The following is a 16,710-nucleotide window of genomic DNA, read 5'->3' on the forward strand; positions in this document are numbered from 1 at the left end:
CTGTGCCAACCAAGGTTGGCACCTACCCAAACGCGAGCCGGCCAGGGCGTGGCGCGCCCCCTAGCCTACCGGCTCCCGTTATCTTCCTGCAGCTCTTTCTTGAACGGAATGTCCGGCGGCGGCCGTGCCACCGCCGGCTGGTCCTGCATGTTCGGATTGGTGAGGCCGCAGCCGCCACCCGCCTGCAGGATCGAGATCACGCAGGAGATCTTCGTACCGGTGCCCGGCAACGGAATCTCCATCGACTTGATGCCCTTGCGCACCCATTCGGCCAGCAGTGATTCCTGCGGCACCCAGTACTTGTCGAACGAGGTCGGCGTGTAGTCGTACGGCGGTCGCTTCAACCAGGTGCCAGACTGCGCGATGCGCTCCTTGCTCCAGCCATCGTTGGCGCCACCGGGGGCACCACGTTCGGCGTGACCGCCACCTTCCTGCCCCGGCACGCGCACGCTGCCGTCGGCATTGAACAGGCCATTGCCCTTGCCGGCGGCACTGGCCTGGCTTGCGCCCCTGCTGGCGCCGTCGTGGTTGCGGCTCGACGCGCCCCAGTCGTCGCCCTTGGCAGGCGTAGCCCAGTTGCCCGGGTTGGGAGCCGGACGCGCGCCGGCCTGGGCCGGTGTCGTGCTGGAGGTGGATGGCCGTGGCGTGCTGCTGTTGGCCTGGGTTGCAGTGCTACTGGCCGCAGGCGCGGGCGTTGCCGCTGGCGCGCTGCCACTGGACGTTGAAGGCGCCGCCGCGGGTGCCGACGCAACTTCGCGCTCGCGCACCTGCAGGTCACGGCCTGCCGGCGCACGCACGGTCGGCTCGCGCCCGGCCACAGCAGCCATCCGTACCTGCGGATCGACCACGGCCTGCACTTCGCGCTCGCGCACCTGCACATCGCGCTGCGGCACACGGACCTGTACATCGGCCGTGCGCAGCGGCTGCGATATCGCCGGTGCATCGACCGTACTGATTTCACGCTCCTGCACCGGGATGTCACGCAGCTGCGGCGTCCGCACCGCGATCTCCGGCGCACGCAGTGCGGCCGGGGCCGGCGGCACCTGCACCGGCTGCACACTGCGCTCGCGCACCGTCGGTACCGTGTCGCGCGGCACGATGCTGATCTCCGTGCGCGGCACGCTGACAGGTGGCACCACGAAATCCGTACTGGCCTCGGCTACTTCGGTGGCCTGCACCGGAGACGGCGGCGGTGCCGCGACCGGCGCCGGCTCGGATTCGGCGGGCGGCGGCGGCACGCTGGCCACTGCAGCCGGAGCGGGTGCGGACGCAGCTGCCGACGCGGACGCCGGACGCGGCTCAGGCGCCGTTTCGGCCCCTGCGTTCTGGCCAGCTGCAACCTGGCCCGGCGGTGCAGCGGCCGCCGCTTCCGCACCTGGCTGATCGCCACCGCCCTCCTGGGTAGCGCGACCGACGAACTCCACCTGCACGCGCTCGCCCTCGGCGCCTTGTTCTTCCGGTGCCGAGGTGCGGATCACTGCCACCCATAGCAGCAGCATGAAGAACAGCAGATGCAGCAGCGCACTGGCCAAGGCCGAGACCCAACGCATCCAGCGCTGGTCGCGCGGCGCAGCATCCCAGTCCTGCCAGAACAGACGGCGCAACGCTTGCCAGGGTGACAGCCGGGGCAACTGCCCGGGTGGCCCTGGCAGCGGACGCGGCAGCAGCACCGCGATCAACTCGCTGGCGTGCAGCGGCCGCGGCAACGGACCGAGCGAGCGCAGCCACAGCGCCCAGCCATACGGCAGGCGCGTGGTTTTCTCGAGGACGGCCCTGGGCTGCTGGCGGGCCAGCAGCAGGTCGATGAACTGCTCGGCCCGGGTCAGAGGCACGCGTCAGCGATCAGGCGGCGTTGCCGCGAGGGATATACGGCGCGTGGCCACTGTCGTGGTCGGTCGCGTCGCGCACGGCGGTCACGCCCGGCACGCGGCCCATCAGGGTCTTTTCAATGCCCTGCTTGAGGGTCACGTCGGCCATGCCGCAGCCCTGGCAACCGCCACCGAAGCGCAGCAGCACCACGCCTTCGGCCGAAACTTCCTGCACGGCCACCTTGCCGCCATGCGAGGCCAGCTGCGGATTGATTTCGTTTTCCACCACCCAGTGCACGCGCTCGACCAGCGAGGCGGCATCGCCGGGCGCTTCGCCCTTGATGCGCGGCGCCTTGATGGTCAGCTGCTGGGTACCGGCACTGCCGGCGACGATGTCGATCTCGGCGCCATCGAGCCAACCGACGCTGCCGGCATCAACGTAGAGCGTGAAACCATCGCAGTCCACCGCCCACTCGTCGCCGAGCAGGTCGGTCGGTTCGGCGAACTCCAGCCGGGCGTCGGCGCGCGGGGTGCCGGGATCGACCGCGCTCAAGCGCACACCCATGCCGGGCACGCCCTCGCGTTCGATCAGCTTGCGGAAATGGGTCTGGGCAGTGTCGGAGATCTGGATCATCAGGCTATTCTAGCCAAGTAAGCGTCAGCCGCTCATTCGATTTATACACCGTCCGGCGCATTGTTCAGTCAACACGAGGTGGAGATTCCCATGGCCGACCTGATTCCACTGGCCCAGGCCCGTTGCGTGCCGCGCAAAGGCAGCGACCACAAGCTCGGCGAAGCCCGCCTGGCCGAACTGCTGCCGCAGATTCCCGGCTGGGAGCTGAGCGAGGGCGGACAGGCCCTGTTGCGCACCTTCCGCTTCAAGGATTACTACGCCACCATGGCCTTCGTGAACGCGCTGGCCTGGATTGCCCACCGCGAGGACCACCATCCGGACCTGGGCGTGCACTACGACCGCGCTGTGGTGCGCTTTTCCACCCACGACGTGGGCGGCCTGAGCGAGAACGACTTCATCTGCGCTGCGAAGACTTCGGCCCTGACGGAGCAACTGCCATGAACGTACGCTTGCTGAGCCTGTCCCTGATTGCTGCGACCGGCCTGGCCGGTTGTGGCCCGTCGGAACCGCCGGCACCACCGCCGCCGCCGCCGACCGAAGTGGCCGCGGTGAAGACGCCGCCACCGCAGTACCCGCTTGAACTGGCCTGCATGGGCGTAGGCGGCACCAGCACCTTCAAGGTGACCATCGGCACCGACGGCAAGCCAAGCGAGGTCGCCCTGCTGACCGGCGCCGGCAACCCGCAGCTGGACGAACTGGCCAAAACGGCCGTTCAGGGCTGGCAGTTCAAGGCCGCCACCCGCAATGGCGCTGCCGTGCCGGCCACCATCCAGGTGCCGGTCAGCTTCAACCCGCCGCAGCCGAAGCCCGATCAGTGCTTCGCCATCGAAGAACGCCTGCGCCGCGGCGGCTGATCGCGCGCGCCCCGACGAGGCCAGCCGACGCCCGCCTCGCCCTCCCCGCCCCGGGCTCATCCGGGGCGGCTGTCTGTTGACCAGGACCGCGTCGGTACATGCTGCAGATTCCCCCCGAAAATGTCTGGATCGCACTGTCGGTCACCCTCGCGGCCGGTCTGGCCACTGCCATCGGCAGCCTGCTGGTGCTGTTCTCGCGCCGCCCCAATCCGCGCCTGCTGGCGTTCGGCCTGGCCTTCGCCGGCGGCGCGATGGTCTACGTGTCGCTATCGGAAATCCTCAACAAATCCATCGCATCGTTCGCCCTGGCCTATGGCGAGCGCACCGGCTTCACCTACGGCACGCTGGCCTTCCTGGCCGGCGTGATCGTGATCGTGCTGATCGATCACTTCATTCCCAATCCGCATGACAGCCTGGACAAACAGGACCCTGCGTTCCGCGAGAACAGCCGCGAGTACCTGAAGCGGGTCGCGCTGCTGACCTCGGTGGCGATCACCGCGCACAATTTCCCGGAAGGCCTGGCGACCTTCTTCGCTACGCTGGAAAGCCCGTCGGTGGGCATGCCGCTGGCCTTCGCCATCGCCATCCACAACATTCCCGAGGGCATCGCGATCGCGGTGCCGGTGTACTTCGCCACCCAGAACAAGTTCTATGCGTTCAGTGCCAGCCTGCTGTCCGGCCTGGCTGAGCCGGTGGGCGCGGTGCTGGGCTACTGGTTGTTGTCAGGATCGCTGTCGCACGCCACGTTTGGCTGGGTGTTCGGACTGATCGCCGGCGTGATGGTGTTCCTGGCGCTGGACGAGCTGCTGCCGGCAGCCAAGCGCTATGCCAAGGGCCACGAGACGGTATATGGCCTGGTGGCCGGCATGGGCACCCTGGCGATCAGTCTGGTGCTGTTCAAGTGGTGAGGGGTTCCCGGCCAACGGGCTGAGCCCCCTCGCGGCTGGCACGTTCCGCAGTATCGAGAGGTCACGGGCGGGGCCGGCTTGCAGGGGACGCCGTGAACCCGTCCATGGGGGCTTGTCCGCGGCATCCATGCCGCAGACACCCCTGCAAGCCGGCCCCGCCCGTGCCCCGTCATTCTTCCGTGCACGCCAGCCGCGCGATGAAAAGATTGAAGAGCGAAGCGCGCGCTGCGCGCGTGAGTCGAGTACGACTCGAGTCTACAAAGGCTGCGTGCGGGTATGGGCCTACGCTGCGAATGTCCGGGTCCGCCTTGTAGCGAGCCGAGCACCGCAGGTCCGGCGAGGGCGAAGAGGCGCGGGTGTCTGAGCGCTGCGAATGGCGCCGACCAAGCGCCCGGCGCCGCCGAACTGCCGTCAGCGCAGGCGGTCCAGCGCCTCGACCAGCTCATCGGCCAGCGGCGCGTTCAGCACATACGGGCTCTTGCCGTCGTCCAGCGCGAACTCCAGCGAGGCCGCGTGCAGGAACAGACGCTTCAGCCCGATCTGCTCACGAAGCCGCTTGTTGACCGCCGGATCGCCGTACTTGTCGTCGCCGGCCACCGGATGCCCCAGGTGCTGGGCATGCACGCGGATCTGGTGGGTACGGCCGGTCTCGATGCGCACCTCGCAATAGGAATGGCCGCCGCGGCGCTCCAGCACCCGGAAGTGGCTGATCGATTCCTTGCCGATCGCGTTGACCTGCACATGGCGCTCGCCGCCCTGGCGCAGGCCGACATGCAGCGGCGCATCGACCGTCATCACCCCGTCGGGCATGCGCCCGGCCAGCAGGGTCAGGTAGCGCTTGCGGATGCCGGCACCGTGGTCTTCACGCAGCAGCGCCTGCAGTTCGCTCAGCGCCGAGCGCTTCTTGGCCACGATCAGCAGGCCCGAGGTGTCGCGATCCAGCCGGTGGACCAGCTCCAGGGTCTGCCCGGGACGCAACGCGCGCAGGGTCTCGATCGCGCCGAAGCTGATGCCACTGCCACCGTGGCTGGCCACGCCGGTGGGCTTGTTCAGGGCCAGCAGGCGCGCGTCCTCGAACACGATGGCCTGCTCCAGCCGGCGCATGAATGCCTCCGGGGGACCCACCTTGTCTCCCTCTTCGGTGAGACGAACCGGCGGCACGCGCACTTCATCGCCCGCCTCCAGCTTGCGCTCGGCCTTGGCGCGGCCACCGTTGACCCGCACCTGGCCACTGCGCACCAGCTTGTAGACCAGGCTGCGCGGGGCCCCCTTCAGCTGGCCGAGCAGGAAGTTGTCCAAGCGCTGGCCGGCGCGGTCGGCGGGAACGGTGATCATGCGCACGGAAGGCTTGTCGCCAGCGGGCTTGGTGGGGTCTTGGGCGGTCATCAGGCTGTTTATTCTGTTACACTCGGGGGGCGAGATAAGGGATTGATTTCGTTGGAAGTTACTCAGGGCCAGAAGCCCAGCTTCCGACGAATCCGGCACAGTGCGCGACCACCGCCCGCGGGGCGGCCATGTTAGCGGCTCACCGGCCTTCCCGGCCATCGCCGGATGCCTGACACGCAACCGTGCTGAACATGTCCCGCGTGGCGCTCCAGCCTGGCTGACAGCTGCCTGCGGCCCTGCAACACCCAAAAACCATAAGAGTGAAGCGCTCCCGCGGCCTGCCGTGGTGTCGTAGCGCTGGAAACCCAAGCCGCCCTCCCCGCGCTTGCGCGAATGGGCGGCGAGCCGTGTCCAGAGGCGAAACCCCATGGCGTTCCGCGCGGTAGCCGCTTGCGAGGAACGCAACAATGAAGCGAATGCTGATCAACGCCACGCAGGCTGAAGAGCTGCGTGTTGCCATCGTGGATGGCCAGTCGTTGTATGACATCGACATCGAACAGCCGTCGAAGGAACAGAAGAAGTCCAACATCTACAAGGGCCGGATCTTCCGCATCGAGCCCTCGCTGGAAGCGGCCTTCGTCGAGTACGGCGGTGGCCGCCATGGCTTCCTGCCGCTGAAGGAAATCTCCCGCGACTACTTCCAGGCCGGTGTCGACCACAACAAGGCCGGCATCCGCGAGCTGCTGAAGGAAGGCCAGGAGATCGTCGTCCAGGTCGACAAGGAAGAGCGTGGCAACAAGGGCGCCGCCCTGACCACGTTCATTTCGCTGGCCGGCCGCTACATGGTGCTGATGCCGAACTCGCCCAGCGCCGGCGGCGTGTCGCGCCGCATCGAGGGCGAAGACCGGGCCGCGCTGAAGGACGCCCTGGACAAGCTGAACATCCCCGACGACATGGGCGTGATCATCCGTACCGCCGGCGTCGGCCGCGATGCGGAAGAGCTGCAGTGGGACCTGGACTACCTGCTCAATGTCTGGCGCGCCATTGCCGAAGCGGCACTGAGCAAGCCCGCCCCGTTCCTGATCTACCAGGAATCGCGCCTGATCGTGCGCGCCCTGCGTGACTACCTGCGCGCCGACATCGGCGAGATCCTGGTGGACACCGAGGAGATGTACGAGCACGCCCGCGAATTCATGCAGCAGGTGATGCCGCAGACCCTGCGCAAGCTCAAGCACTACAAGGACGACATTCCGCTGTTCAACCGCTTCCAGATCGAATCGCAGATCGAAGGCGCCTACGAGCGCAACGTGCGCCTGCCGTCGGGCGGCTCGATCGTGGTCGACCAGACTGAAGCGCTGACCGCCGTCGACGTGAACTCCTCGCGCGCCACCAAGGGCAGCGACATCGAGGACACCGCGTTCCAGACCAACCTGGAAGCGGCCGAGGAAGTGGCCCGCCAGCTGCGCCTCCGTGACCTGGGCGGCCTGGTGGTGATCGACTTCATCGACATGGCGTCCAACAAGCACCAGCGCGAAGTCGAGAACCGCCTTGCCAACGCGCTGAAGTACGACCGCGCGCGCGTGCAGGTCGGCCGCATCTCGCGCTTCGGCCTGCTGGAAATGAGCCGCCAGCGCCTGCGCCCGAGCCTGGGCGAGTCCAGCCAGATCGTCTGCCCGCGTTGTGACGGCCACGGCCGCATGCGCAGCGTCGAGTCGCTGTCGCTGTCGATCATCCGCGTGGCTGAAGAGCATGCGATGAAGGAGAACACCGGGCAGGTGCTGGTGCAGGCCCCGGTGGAGATCGCCAATTACCTGCTGAACGAGAAGCGCAGCGCCCTGCGCGAGATCGAACAGCGCCACGAAGCGCCGATCGTGATCGTCGCCGACGAGCAGCTGCACACCCCGCACTACACCGTGACCCGCCTGCGCGAGAACGAGCTGGGTGAAGAAAGCAGCAAGCCCAGCTACCAGCGCGGCACCCCGCGCAAGCTGCCGGTGCACGCGCTGACCAAGGGCCAGCTGAACATCCCGCCGCCGGCGGTGACCCAGGTCAAGCACACTTCCCCGGCCCCGGTGCGCGAGGAAGTGGAGCCGGCCGCGGCCGCTCCGGCCCCGGTCGCTGCAGCGCCGGTTGCGCCGGCCCCGGCGGGCGGCGTGATCGGTTGGCTCAAGCGCGTGTTCGGTGGCGAACCGGCGCCCGCGCCGGCACCGGCCGCCCCGGCTGCACGCCAGCAGCAGGACGGCGGTCGCAAGGACCGCAACAAGGATCGCAACAAGGACCGCAAGGACCGTCGCGACGACAATCGTGGCAATGGCAACGCGCAGCAGCAGAAGGACGGCGGCAACCGCAAGGACCGCGGCGAGCAGCGCAAGGACGGCCGCAACGGCAACAATGGCAATGCGCAGCAGCAGCCGCAGCAGGGCAAGCAGAAGGAGCCGCAGCACAAGGATGGCCAGCAGCCGCCGCAGCAGCAGAACAAGCCGCGCAACGAGCAGCAGGGCCAGAACCAGAACCAGCAACCGAAGCTGAAGCAGCCCAAGCAGCCGCGCCCGCAGCAGCAGGACGGTGACAAGCCGGCCGAGAAGCCGCAGCGCAATGCCGCCGAAGCACCTGCCGAAGCCGTGACCGCAGCTGCAGCCGTAGCCGCTACGGCCGTCGCCGCCAATAGGGTGAACGCGCAGGAAGCCACCGCGCCTGTCGCCCCGGTCGCCCCGGTGGAAGCGGCCGCACCGGTCGACACCGCTGCCAATGCGGCCAGTGCGACCGACGTGGTTGCAGTTGCCGGTGAAGAGGCTGCAACCGACGCCAATGGCGAGCAGGCTGGCGAAGGCGCAACCCGCCGTCGCCGTGGCCGTCGTGGTGGCCGTCGTCGCCGCCGCGGTGGCGCCGAAAACGCCGCCGGCAGCGACGCCCTGGGTGATGACCAGGACGAGGGTGATGACGGTGATGACGCCGACGGCGCCGAGCCGAACATCGACAGCACTGCCGGCACTGCGCCGGTCGCGGCTGTGCAGCCCACGCGTTCGCAGCCGGAGTTCGACTTCGATGACGAAGCCGAGCCGGTCGCTGTCGAAGCCGAGAAGCCAGCCCGTGCTGCCGCCGCTGTTGTCGCCGCGCCGGTTGCCGTGGTGAGCAGCGCTGTGGTCGAAGCCGCCACCCCGGTCGTGGCTGAAGTGCAGGCACCGGTCGAAGCTGCGAAGACCGAAGCGGTGTCCTCGCCGGTGCAGACCAGCATGCTCGATGCCATCGACGCCGCGACCCCGGTCCAGCCGGTCGCCGCTGCCGCACCGGTCGCCAACGCCACTCCGGTGGTGGACGCTGCTGCGCCGGCCATCGAAGCAAAGCCGGTTGTGGCTGAAACGGCCGCGGTGGTTGAAGCCGCTCCGGTGATCGAAGCGAAGCCGGTCGCAGTCGAGGCCGCGCCGGTCGTGGAATCGAAGCCGCAGGTGGTTGAAGCAACCCCGGTGGTTGAAACCAAGCCGGTGGCCAGTGAGAGTGCCCCGGTGGTGGAGGCCGCCCCGGCCGTTGAAGCCACGCCGGTCGTCGAGACTGCGCCGATCGTGGAACAGCCGGTCGCTCCGGTGGCGGTCGAAGCCGCACCGATCGAAGCCGCCGCCCCGAGCGCTGATTCGGTGGTGACGCCGTCGATCGATCCGGTCGCCGATGGCCATGCCGACGCTGCAGCCCAGGCTGCAGAAGCCAAGGCTGATGAAGAAGACGAAGAGGCCGCCAAGCGCACGCCGCCGGCGAACTGATCGCTCCTTGATAGCGTGAAAACGAACCGGCGGGGATCAATGATCCCCGCCGTTTTTGTTTGTGCTTCGGGCCGAACCGTGCCAACCAAGGTTGGCACCCACCTGATGCACGTACAGCGCACTGGTAGAGGCCGACCTTGGTCGGCGCCGTGGGTCGGTCGCCAGCGGACACCTCCGTGCCAACCAAGGTTGGCACCCACCAGGGCACAACCCGCGCACGGTCACCGCTTTGGTAGAGGCCAACCTTGGTTGGCGCCGTTGATTGAGTGCACGCGGACACGCCCGTGCCAACCAAGGTTGGCACCTACCTAAGCGTGTCCCGTCAGGGTTTCGGCGCGAACTGCAGGCGGGTCCACACGCCGTAGTGGTCCGAGGCCCAGCGACCGCTGTCGTCGGGCTGGTCGAACAGGATCTTCGCCTCGCGCGCGACCATCTCGTCCTGCTGGAAGAAGATGTGGTCGATCCGCGACGGCGCCTGGTAATAGTGGCGGTTGAGCGTACTGACCCCGGACAGATCGGTGTTGACGTGCACGCTGCCGTAACTGTCGCCGTAGTGGCTGCGCAGCTCGCTCAGATCGCCGGCATCCACCAGTGCATTGAAGTCACCTGCGATCACCACCGGCGCGCCCGCCGACGTCGCGCTGATGAAGCGCAGCAGGTCCTCGACCTGACTGCGACGGATGCGTTGTCCGCTCTCATCACTGCGCTCGTTCAGATGCGTGGCGTAGACGTTTACCGGCGTGCCATCGACGTCGATGCGCAGGTGGGCCACGGTGCGGTAGTCGTCCAAGGGCTGCAGCAGATGATCCCCCTGGGCAAGGATCGGCCGCCGGGTCAGAAGCGCATTGCCGTAGCGCTTGGGCGCGCCGACCGCATCGGTGGACACGAACACGTACTTGTAACCAAGTTGGCTGGCCAGCCATTGCGCCTGGTTTCGCACGTTGCGGCGTTGGATCACCTCCTGCAGGGCAACCGCATCCGGCTGCAGGCGCTTGAGTTCGGCCAGGATGGTGCGGCGCCGGCGTGGCCAGTCCTCGCGGTCATGATGCAGATTGAAGGTGACCATGCTCATGCCTGGCGCGGTGGCGACATCAGCCGCTGCCCCGGCGGCTGGATCGGCCGCCATCGCGGCGCCCGGCAGTGCCAATGCAATGGCCAGCCCCAGGGCGCGCACGATCGTGCGCACTCTTGCCCCCTGCTGCTTCATCGTTACTGCCCCTTGCGCTCGGCGCGGCGCACCGCGCTCGGTACATCGATCTCGACCCGCGCCGGCAGCTGGTGCACGTGCAGTTCCTTGTTGACCCATTCGGCCGCTTCGCCGTTGATGGTCGCCTCACCCGGATCACCGGCGTACGGCCATGGCAACACCACGCCACCGACCGGTGGCACCAGGCCCGGCTGCACCTCCAGCACCAGCTGCTTGTCGCTGCGCTGCAGGCGGTAGTTGAGCTGGCCCTGCGGCGTGCGCAGGCCCTGCACGGCGATGCCCTCGCCCTGCAGCCAGGCGCTCGGAATGCCGGCGGCCAGCACCAGCGCATCGTCCATGTCACGACTGTACGCGAACATGTCCAAGGCCGAGCGCACGAAGTCCGAGGCTACCCAGGCGTGCGGCAGGTCACCGACGAAGAACGGCTTGCGCGGCGTGCGCGAGACCACCTCGGCCCACTGGTTCCAGGCCTGCGGCGCACGGTCCTTGAAAAAGAACTCGGTGGCCTGCCAGGCGCGGTCACGCCAGCCCAGGCGTACGAACGCCGCCACGTTGCGCCACTCGTACGGGGTGTAGTCCTTCCACTCACGCTTGCCGTCGCGGCGGGCCACGAACTCCTTCCAATAGCGCTCGAAGGTCGCCTCCAGTGCCTGCTGCGGCAGTCGGCCCTGCTCGCCGCCCGGCGCCAGCGCGATGGTGGTCGAGGTCGCATCGAAATCGCCCAGCTCGGCCGAGCCCGGCAGGTAGTCGATGTCGTGCTGCTGCATCGCCGACAGCAGCGAGGCCTGCAGGTCATCACGGAACTGGTCACGCGATCCGGCGATCTGCATCGCCTCGACCTTGCCCAGCTGGGCCGCCAGCGATGCCGCGTCCTTGTAGCCGCGCAACGCCCAGAAATTATCCCAGTACGAATGCATCGGCTTGGCCGAATAGCCTTCGTGGCTGATCGAGGCCGGCATCATCCCGTAGAAGGCAGGATTGCGTGCGCGGTTTTCCTCGGTGCGCTCGCTGGCGCGCAGCTGCTCCATGTAGTTGTAGGCGCCCTGCACGTGCGGCCACATCAGCTCGGTGAACGTGCTGTCGCCGGTGTAGCGTCCATACTCGGCAATGCTGTAGATCAGTTCGCCATGGCTGTCGTTCTCCGGTACAGGGTCGCTGCCGCGCGCGTCGACGCAGCACGGCACCTTGCCGTTCTCGAACTGGTACGGCGCATACCAGTTGATGTAGTCACGCACGGCATCGCTGCGCCCCATGCGCAGCAGGCCCTCGGAAATCATCGCGCCATCGCGGATCCAGCTGCGCGCGTACGAGCGCGTGCCCGGCTGCAGGCGTGGGCCAACCCGCGAGATCAGCATGTGCGCGACGGCCGTGCGCAGGGTATCGACCAGTGCCTGGCCCGCAGCCGGCACCTGCAGCGAGACCACGCCCAGCTTCTGCCGCCATTGATCGGCCACCTGCGCCTGCGCCTTGGCCACGTCCAGCGCCTGCGGCGCCCAGCCACCGGTCTGCGGCAGCACCACCGCCACTTCGCGGCTCTGCCCGGGCTCGAGCTTGATCGTGTACATCAGCGCACCCGACGCCATGCCGGTGCTGTCCTTCACTGCGGTCGTGGCCGGGTACTTGCCGCTTTCCAGATGCATCGCATCGAGCTTGCCATCGAACGTACTGGCAAAGCGCGCATCCGGCACCTGCAGCGGATAGATGCGCGGCTCACCGTTGACCCGAACCAGCTGTTCGCCCACATCCAGTGCATCGATGCGGCTGAAGCCACCGACGGTGTTGAGGAACTGGGTGGGCGGGTTGACCTGCCACGGACGGATTGCCAGCGCCAGGGTGTACTCGTGCGCGACCTTGTCCGGATTGCTCAGCCGGTAGCGGCCGATCAGCTGCGCGCGCTCGGGCGTGCCCTGCACGAAACTGGTCACCGAAAGCCCGGCCTTCTCATGCACCCAGTCGACGGTGGCGATCGGCAGGTAGTGATCCTGCAGCGACTGGGTGATGGCGACCTTCGACCAGTCCAGCAGCTTGCCGTCCAGGCGGATGAACGGCTCGATGCTGAAGCTGCCCTTGGCCGGCTCCAGCGCGCCATCTTCGCTGATCAGCGCCTGCTCCTGGCCACCATCAAGGCCGAGCAGGGTCCAGTACGGCTGTTCGCCCACATAGGCACGCGGCAACGAGCCACGCGGCAGATCGGCGGCCACCGAGGACAGGAAGGCATTGGGCGTGGCGGCGAACGCCAGCGGCTTGAGTGCGATGTCACGGATGCCATAGCGCCAGTTCGGGCCATCGCGCAGATCGAAACGCACGTAGCGCGCGTCGGTATCCGGCAGCGCCAGCCAATCGCGCCCCCCCGCACCGCCGGTCACCTCGCGCACAGTGCGCCAGTCCCGGCCATCCTCGGACGTCCGCACGGTGTAGCGATTGGCTTCCAGGTTCGGCAGCCAATCGATCACTACACCGCCGATCTCGCGACTCTTGTGCAGGTCCAGGCTGATGGTCTGCTGCTTGACGCCACCGCTGATCCAGAACGTGTCGCTCTTGCCGTCGATCATGCGGTCCTGCAGCGCGGTGGCCGTATCGGCAATCACCGATGGCACCAACGCCGAATCATCCTGCGGCGGCAGGCCCTGCAGGGTCAGCTTGTCGAAGCACACCGTGCCGCGGCCACCGACCTTGCTGTAGATCGTGAACTCGACGGCGGCGCTTCGTGCCATCTCCTTCTCGGGCGAGGGACCCCACGCCTTGTCGATCTGGCGGCGGCGGTACTCGACCGGCGTCCACGCCTTGGGGAAGCTGTAGCCGGGCCGGTTGACCCACCAGACGTTGTCGCCGCTGGCATCGATCAACTTGAACTGCAGGTCGTTGCCCGGCGATTCGCCACGCAGCTGGAATCCGAAGCGGTAATTGACCGGGTATTCGATGTTCAGCGCGCGGCGGATGCCGACGTAGCCGGAGACATCGTGGAAGTCATAGTCCAGGCACAGCGCGCGGCCACCACCGGCACCACTGACCGGGCGCAGCGAACCGCTGACCTGGTCGGACAGCACCAGCGTCCAGGCTGCGATGTCGTCGAAGTCGTCCAGCACCTTCGGTGCCGGCAGCGCCGGAGGTGCGGCGATCGCCAGGGAAGTCCACAACAGGCCCAGTCCAACGGCGATCGCTCGCTTCATCCCTTGACGCTCCCCAGCAACAGACCTTGGATGTAGTACCGCTGCAGCACCAGGAACAGCGCCAGCACCGGGACCACGGTGACCACCGCGCCAGCCATCATCATTTCCACGTCCATGATGTGCTCGCGCGAGAGGGTGGCCAGTGCCACCGGCAAAGTGTAGTGCTCCTGGTCGGTCAGCACGATCAATGGCCACATGAAATCGTTCCATGCGCCCATGAAGGTGAAGATCGCCAGGGTCACCAGCACCGGCTTGAGCATCGGCAGCACAATCTGGAAGAAGATGCGCAGCTCCCCTGCCCCGTCGATGCGCGCCGCTTCCAGCAGTTCGTCCGGGATGGAACGCGCGTACTGGCGTACCAGGAAGATGCCGAACACACTGGCCAGCGCTGGCACGATCACGCCACCGAAGCTGTTGACCAGGCCCAGCTGCTTCATCAGCAGGAACAGCGGCAGCATCGCCACCTGCGCCGGAATCACCAGCGCCGCCATCAGTACCTGGAACAGGCGCTCGCGGCCGACGAAGTTGAGCTTGGCGAAGGCGTAGCCGGCCATGGTGTTGAGCAGCAGCGAACCGACCGTGATGCCGAGCGACACCAGCAGGCTGTTGGCGAAGTTGCCGCCCATGCCAGTGCGTGCGAACAGCTCATGGTAGTTGTGCGTGGTGATGCTGGAAGGCAGCAGCGGCGGCGGGAAATGGCTGGCCTCGCCCTGCGGCATGAACGAGACCGAGAGCATCCACAACAGCGGTGCCAGGCTGACCAGGGCCAGCACCAGCAACGCACCATTGATCAACCACGGGTACCAGCGCGACTGGCCGATTTCACGACTCATACCAACTGCCTCTTGCGGCCGAAACGCAGCATCACGGTGGTCACCGCCAGGATGATCAGGAACAGCAGGAACGCCACGGCGGAGGCGCGTCCCAGGTTCCACCACTTGAAGCCTTCCTCGAACATGAAATACAGCACGCTGACGGTGCTCTGCAGTGGGTCGCCGCGGGTCATCACGTAGGGTTCGGCGAACAGCTGGAAGTAGCCGGACACGGTGATCACGCCGACCACCAGCAGCACCGGGCCGAGCATCGGCAGGGTGATGTGCAGGAACTGCTTCCAGCGCGAGGCACCGTCGATGCGCGCGGCCTCGTACAGGTCATGCGGGATCGCCTGCAGGCCGGCCAGGAAGATCACCATGTTGTAGCCGAAGTTCTTCCACACCGCGAACAGCATGATGGTCGGCATCGCCCAGTTGGGATCGCCCAGCCAGTCGATCGGGCTGATGCCCAGATGGCCCAGGCCGTAGTTCACCAGGCCGTAGCTGGTATGGAACAGGTAGCGCCAGATCACCGCCACCGCCACCAGCGTGGTCACCACCGGCGCGAACAACGCAGTGCGGAACAGCGCCTTGAAGCGCGCGGCCGGCGCATTCAGCAGCATTGCCGCGCCCAGCGATACGCCGATCGACAAGGGCACGCCGATCAACACGAAGTAAGTGGTATTCCACAGCGACTTCCAGAACATCGGTGTCTGCAGCAGATCGATGTAGTTGCCGAGGCCGACAAAGCGCAGGTTGCTGCTGTCAGCCAGGGCATACAGGTCGAAGTCGGTCACGCTCAGCGCCAGCGCCGAAGCCACCGGCAGGCCGAAGAACACGCCCAGCACGATCAGCGAGGGACCGGCGAAAATCCAGCCGGCGAGTGAAGTACGTTTCATTGCGCGCTCCCGGCGGCCACGGCACTGCTCGATTGCGGCGACGGAACGCGCTGCTGCAGGCGTTGTTGTTCATGCATCCAGCGGCGCTTTGCCAGCACCTTGTCCACGCGCTGGTCGAGTTCTTCGACGGCCTTGTCCTGCGGCAGGCCACCGCGCACCACCTTCTCGGTGACGATGCGCATTTCCTGCACGATGCGCTCCCATTCGAGCACCTTCGGCGTCGGCTTGACCCGCTCCAGCTGGTCACGGAACGCTGCGGCCAGCGGATCGTTGGCCAGCGACGGCGCACTCCACGTGCTGCGGCGTGGCGGCAGGTCGCCGATGATCGAATGGAAACGTGCCTGGATCTGCGGGCGCGACAGGAACTCGATCAGCTTCCACGACGCCTCCTTCTGCTGCGACTTGCGGAAGATCACCAGGCTGGTGCCACCGGCGATGCCCGCGCCCGGACCTTCCGGCCCCGGCAGCGCTGCGGTGCCCCACTGCCCTTCCAGTTCCTTCGGCTGCAGCTTCTTGAACTCGCGGATGTTCCATGGGCCGGAAATGTAGAAGACGTTGAAGCCGCGGAAGAACTCATCCCAGACGTTTGAGATCTGCGTCTCGGACATCTTCGGCGCCCAGCCCTGCTCGAACATGTTGGCGTAGAACGCCAGCGTGCGGCGGAAGCCGGGGCTGCTGAAGTTGCCGCGGGTGTCATCATCGCGCAGCAGCGGATCGGGCTGCTGCAGTGCCAGCGACAGCTGCTGCTCGAACTCGTTGATCGGCATCAGCACCGCATAGCGGTTCGGGCCCTGCATGCGCTTGATCGCTGCCATCTGCTCATCCCACTCCTGCCACGTGCGCGGCGGGTGGTCGTAGCCGGCCTTGGCCAGCAGGTCCTTGCGGTAGTAGATCAGGCGCGTATCGACATACCACGGCACGCCGACCAGCTTGCCGTGGATCACGTTGGTGTCCCAGATGCCCTGGAAATAATCCTTCTCATCGACCACGGCAGAGCGATCGACGAACGGTTGCAACGGGGTCAGCGCATCGAGCTCGGCGAACTCCGGCACCCAGGTGTTGCCGAGCTGGCACACGTCCGGCAGGCCGTCGGCGGCGAACGCGGTCAGCAGCTTTTCGTGCGCAGCGGTCCACGGGATGTTCTGCACGTCCACCTTGATGCCCGGGTTCTCGGCTTCGAACTCATGGATCAGTTCGCTGACCACCTCGGCTTCCCGGCCCATTGCCCAGAAGCGCACAGTGGTGGTGCCCGGTTCGGTGCGGGCGCAGCCGGCCACGGCCAGTGCGGCCAGGGCTGGCAGTGTCCAGCGGCGCAGACGGTCGATCCAGTTCGGCAT

Annotated in this window: 12 protein-coding genes; 4 read left to right on the forward strand and 8 right to left on the reverse strand. The window is 67.1% G+C overall.

The window, feature by feature from the left end; genetic code table 11:
- Nucleotides 1-65: 65 nt before the first annotated feature.
- Together AC5P7E_RS01055 and AC5P7E_RS01060 are read right to left on the reverse strand one after the other, a co-directional pair.
- Entirely contained in the window at nt 66-1,832 is a 1,767-nt protein-coding gene (locus AC5P7E_RS01055) for a hypothetical protein (RefSeq protein WP_114618914.1), read from the reverse strand.
- Nucleotides 1,833-1,842: 10 nt separating this feature from the next.
- Nucleotides 1,843-2,442 carry an NfuA family Fe-S biogenesis protein gene (locus tag AC5P7E_RS01060; protein WP_005410314.1) on the reverse strand — a complete coding sequence of 200 codons (600 nt, stop codon included), beginning with the start codon at nt 2,440-2,442 and terminating at the stop codon, nt 1,843-1,845.
- Nucleotides 2,443-2,532: 90 nt separating this feature from the next.
- On the opposite strand from AC5P7E_RS01060, the gene AC5P7E_RS01065 reads away from it, so the two are divergent.
- From AC5P7E_RS01065 to zupT, 3 genes are all read left to right on the forward strand, one after another.
- Nucleotides 2,533-2,883, forward strand: a complete 351-nt coding sequence (locus AC5P7E_RS01065; protein WP_100440645.1) for a 4a-hydroxytetrahydrobiopterin dehydratase — start codon at nt 2,533-2,535, stop codon at nt 2,881-2,883.
- On the forward strand, nt 2,880-3,296 hold the full coding sequence (locus AC5P7E_RS01070) for an energy transducer TonB (RefSeq protein WP_005410316.1): 417 nt from the start codon (nt 2,880-2,882) through the stop codon (nt 3,294-3,296). The genes AC5P7E_RS01065 and AC5P7E_RS01070 overlap by 4 nt, the downstream gene beginning before the upstream one ends.
- A gap of 98 nt (nt 3,297-3,394) precedes the next feature.
- On the forward strand, nt 3,395-4,204 hold the full coding sequence (gene zupT / locus AC5P7E_RS01075) for a zinc transporter ZupT (RefSeq protein ID WP_111174348.1): 810 nt from the start codon (nt 3,395-3,397) through the stop codon (nt 4,202-4,204).
- Between the two features lie 411 nt (nt 4,205-4,615).
- Here the strand turns inward: zupT and AC5P7E_RS01080 are convergent, their stop codons facing one another.
- Nucleotides 4,616-5,590 carry an RluA family pseudouridine synthase gene (locus tag AC5P7E_RS01080; RefSeq protein ID WP_012480803.1) on the reverse strand — a complete coding sequence of 325 codons (975 nt, stop codon included), beginning with the start codon at nt 5,588-5,590 and terminating at the stop codon, nt 4,616-4,618.
- Nucleotides 5,591-5,997: 407 nt separating this feature from the next.
- Between AC5P7E_RS01080 and AC5P7E_RS01085 the strand changes: the two genes are divergently transcribed.
- Entirely contained in the window at nt 5,998-9,285 is a 3,288-nt protein-coding gene (locus tag AC5P7E_RS01085; RefSeq protein ID WP_197596213.1) for an Rne/Rng family ribonuclease, read from the forward strand.
- Between the two features lie 322 nt (nt 9,286-9,607).
- Here AC5P7E_RS01085 and AC5P7E_RS01090 read toward each other — a convergent pair whose 3' ends face one another.
- The 5 genes from AC5P7E_RS01090 to AC5P7E_RS01110 are packed head-to-tail and all read right to left on the reverse strand — an operon-like array spanning nt 9,608 to nt 16,710.
- Nucleotides 9,608-10,492: an endonuclease/exonuclease/phosphatase family protein gene (locus AC5P7E_RS01090; RefSeq protein WP_111188825.1), complete on the reverse strand. Its 885-nt coding sequence runs from the start codon at nt 10,490-10,492 to the stop codon at nt 9,608-9,610.
- A gap of 2 nt (nt 10,493-10,494) precedes the next feature.
- Nucleotides 10,495-13,662, reverse strand: coding sequence for a discoidin domain-containing protein (locus AC5P7E_RS01095; RefSeq protein WP_114618912.1), 3,168 nt, complete (start codon nt 13,660-13,662; stop codon nt 10,495-10,497).
- On the reverse strand, nt 13,659-14,495 hold the full coding sequence (locus AC5P7E_RS01100; protein ID WP_005410322.1) for a carbohydrate ABC transporter permease: 837 nt from the start codon (nt 14,493-14,495) through the stop codon (nt 13,659-13,661). Before AC5P7E_RS01100 ends, AC5P7E_RS01095 begins: the two co-directional genes overlap by 4 nt.
- The gene (locus AC5P7E_RS01105; RefSeq protein WP_005410323.1) at nt 14,492-15,373 is read right to left on the reverse strand and encodes a carbohydrate ABC transporter permease; all 882 of its coding nucleotides are present in this window, start codon (nt 15,371-15,373) and stop codon (nt 14,492-14,494) included. The genes AC5P7E_RS01100 and AC5P7E_RS01105 overlap by 4 nt, the downstream gene beginning before the upstream one ends.
- Nucleotides 15,370-16,710, reverse strand: a complete 1,341-nt coding sequence (locus AC5P7E_RS01110) for a sugar ABC transporter substrate-binding protein (RefSeq protein ID WP_099530294.1) — start codon at nt 16,708-16,710, stop codon at nt 15,370-15,372. The genes AC5P7E_RS01105 and AC5P7E_RS01110 overlap by 4 nt, the downstream gene beginning before the upstream one ends.

This window comes from Stenotrophomonas sp. YJH_SMC_25 (genome assembly GCF_059369595.1).

Bases quoted from the DNA above. Each gene is read 5' to 3' on its own strand.
- zupT (WP_111174348.1), top strand. From the start codon at position 3,395: ATGCTGCAGATTCCCCCCGAAAATGTCTGGATCGCACTGTCGGTCACC.
- AC5P7E_RS01100 (WP_005410322.1), bottom strand. From the start codon at position 14,495: ATGAGTCGTGAAATCGGCCAGTCGCGCTGGTACCCGTGGTTGATCAAT.
- AC5P7E_RS01065 (WP_100440645.1), top strand. From the start codon at position 2,533: ATGGCCGACCTGATTCCACTGGCCCAGGCCCGTTGCGTGCCGCGCAAA.
- AC5P7E_RS01110 (WP_099530294.1), bottom strand. From the start codon at position 16,710: ATGCCGAACTGGATCGACCGTCTGCGCCGCTGGACACTGCCAGCCCTG.
- AC5P7E_RS01090 (WP_111188825.1), bottom strand. From the start codon at position 10,492: ATGAAGCAGCAGGGGGCAAGAGTGCGCACGATCGTGCGCGCCCTGGGG.
- AC5P7E_RS01085 (WP_197596213.1), top strand. From the start codon at position 5,998: ATGAAGCGAATGCTGATCAACGCCACGCAGGCTGAAGAGCTGCGTGTT.
- AC5P7E_RS01080 (WP_012480803.1), bottom strand. From the start codon at position 5,590: ATGACCGCCCAAGACCCCACCAAGCCCGCTGGCGACAAGCCTTCCGTG.
- AC5P7E_RS01105 (WP_005410323.1), bottom strand. From the start codon at position 15,373: ATGAAACGTACTTCACTCGCCGGCTGGATTTTCGCCGGTCCCTCGCTG.
- AC5P7E_RS01060 (WP_005410314.1), bottom strand. From the start codon at position 2,442: ATGATCCAGATCTCCGACACTGCCCAGACCCATTTCCGCAAGCTGATC.
- AC5P7E_RS01095 (WP_114618912.1), bottom strand. From the start codon at position 13,662: ATGAAGCGAGCGATCGCCGTTGGACTGGGCCTGTTGTGGACTTCCCTG.
- AC5P7E_RS01070 (WP_005410316.1), top strand. From the start codon at position 2,880: ATGAACGTACGCTTGCTGAGCCTGTCCCTGATTGCTGCGACCGGCCTG.